Origin of the sequence: Vibrio sp. V19_P1S1T109, from assembly GCF_002241375.1 — a bacterium.
Lineage (GTDB): Bacteria > Pseudomonadota > Gammaproteobacteria > Enterobacterales > Vibrionaceae > Vibrio > Vibrio anguillarum.
On sequence record NZ_NDIM01000353.1, the window covers coordinates 1 to 2,299 of the forward strand.

Sequence of the window (2,299 nt, forward strand, 5' to 3'; positions counted from 1 at the left end):
TAGTTATATTTAATTATCTTTCTTTACTTCTTTTTATCTTTCAAAACGGCCTTTGTTGCGTATCAGTGTAGAGACAAATTTGCCGCTTTGTGTGTTTCTTAGTCAAAACAACAAGTTTCAGGCAGATTTTGTCAACACATCGGCATCAGCCACGTTCGATAAACTCAACTACGCAGCGGTATTTTCGTGAGTTCTCGTATCAACAGCAATACGGCGTTTTTGCCGAACTGTGCGTTTAGCCATGCTTATTGAATTTCCATTCACCTTCACCATAAACCTTGAGACCAGTGGCATCGATGGCTAAGTGTCTTATCATTCTAGAAGTTTTAGGTTTAAACGATATTTCAACCTGCTTAGCTCGGCGACTGATACAAGTGTTATGTGGGTACTTCAATGGAACTCGGGGAATCATAAATACAGGGCCAATAAATCCTTGCCGAGTTCTTAACTGCAATGAGAAGATGCGCTTAATCATATGCAGTTGTGATCGCTAGGTCGCTAAAGCAACGAGATCTTCCACGCTTTTTTGTTTGCATTGTTTCCAATCGCTTATCGCTTCTTCATCAATCCAGAAGAAGTGAGCCACGATTGATTAAAGCTATCTACTGTTTCCAGTTGGTTGTTTTGTAACGAGGTTTAGGCATTATGCTACTGTGGAAAGTGAATGCAGCTGCTCAAAACGTAGAATCGATAATGAGTTCCATCGATTTACGCAACCAAGCCAGTTCAGGTGGAAAAACGTTTTACCTAATATGATTCTTGGTAGCAATACGTAGCTATTCTAGCCAAAAAAAATCGGCCTCAGGGACCATTCTGAAACCGATGAAAGTGGCTGCTAAGATCCAAAGGGGGAGGTGGATATGCAACCCAAATTTAGTCAATTTACTTATTGCTTATTACTTAAGTGTTCTTACCAAGGCGATTGGAGCTCTTCCACTTCGTGATAGCCTGTTATCTTTATGTCGACACGGCGATTAGGAGCAAGACAAGCAATCTGCTCTGCTTTATTTGTTACATCGTTACAGGTTGAGTCTGAAATAGTCTTTGCTTGTACGTGCATTTGACTTTCTGGTACGCCGATATGGGCGAGATAATTGGCTACCGCCTCTGCTCGCTCTTTAGAAACACGATCTCTGATTAGATTCGCCCCCAAGCTATCGGAATAACCAATTACTATGGTCTCCATCTGTTTTTTAGCATTAATTTCTGTTAGTTGTTGGTTTAACTTATCCAGTGATTGTAATGCTTCATTATTTAATGCGGTTTGGTTGAGGTTAAAGTGTACTTCTGTACTTAGCTCAAATGGTTTATCGACCATGATGGTAGCTGGCTGAATAATCTCTGGTTCTTCTGCTGATTGCATTATTTCAGCTTCAAAGGAAGTGGTGACTGCCATAGGTTCTACTTTTGCAGATCGGAATGGATGATAAACCAGTTCTAATGTTGCGAGGTTTTCATTCGGTTCAAAATGGGTTTGATAGAGTTCGCTTTGGATGTCTGCGACATCTTTGATGTAACGCCAACGTGCTTGCACAGCAAACTGATCGTTAATTTGATAAGCAAGGCCAGCTCCTAACACGGCGGAAACTTTGCTGTCTTTTTCGCCAAGTCCTTCAGTGTGAGACCAATAACCGCCAGCTTCAGCGAGTAAAGATAGGTCTCCTACTAGTGGCACTTTGCCATTTAAGCTGATCATACCACCTTGATTTTTAAAGGGGAGGTTATCTGTTTTACCATGCCCTAAGTAAAGATAACCGCCTTCAACCGAGAGGTAATTATTTAGGTCGTAGCCCAAAAATAAATTTGCTGCAGCCGCATCTTCTGCGCCAGATTCAACATTATCAATCTTATTTAAACCGTGAATGTGCCCAGCGCCGACACCAGCACCTAGATAAATATTTGATTCATCAGCCAGAGTGGTGTGTGAAATACCCATCAGAATGACTGATGTGAGTAAAGAAAAACGGAATTTATTCATTTAGCTATCCTTTAGTATCGAGTAAACATAGAAAAATTTCTTGACGTTGTTATTTTAATCTTTAATTTGGAAAATAAAGTACCGCTCAAAGGTTATTTATTTTGAGTGAGAATTGTATAGGTATATAAGGGTAGGTTGGTTACTATCCTCTTTTTTACTCTATATAAAGATAAAGGATAGTAACCGGAGTTGCAGGGAATGTTGGTTTTTACTTATTCTGTTTTATTTAAAAATTCATCAACATGAAAAATAATTCCACCAAATGCGGATGACACATAAATTTTATTTTTCTTATCCACGGTTTGTAGATAAATATCATCT

The 2,299-nt window shown here is 39.4% G+C and carries 1 protein-coding gene and 1 pseudogene; both read right to left on the minus strand.

All coding sequences use genetic code 11. The features are described 5' to 3' along the window. Positions 1-171 precede the first annotated feature (171 nt). Positions 172-602 (minus strand): annotated as a pseudogene (locus tag B9J87_RS16580) (IS5 family transposase); the annotation flags it as partial. A gap of 308 nt (positions 603-910) precedes the next feature. Continuing rightward, positions 911-1,978: an outer membrane beta-barrel protein gene (locus tag B9J87_RS16585; protein ID WP_094151790.1), complete on the minus strand. Its 1,068-nt coding sequence runs from the start codon at positions 1,976-1,978 to the stop codon at positions 911-913. Positions 1,979-2,299 lie beyond the last annotated feature (321 nt).

Coding starts and splice junctions, on each gene's coding strand:
- B9J87_RS16585 (WP_094151790.1), bottom strand. CDS start 1,978: ATGAATAAATTCCGTTTTTCTTTACTCACATCAGTCATTCTGATGGGT.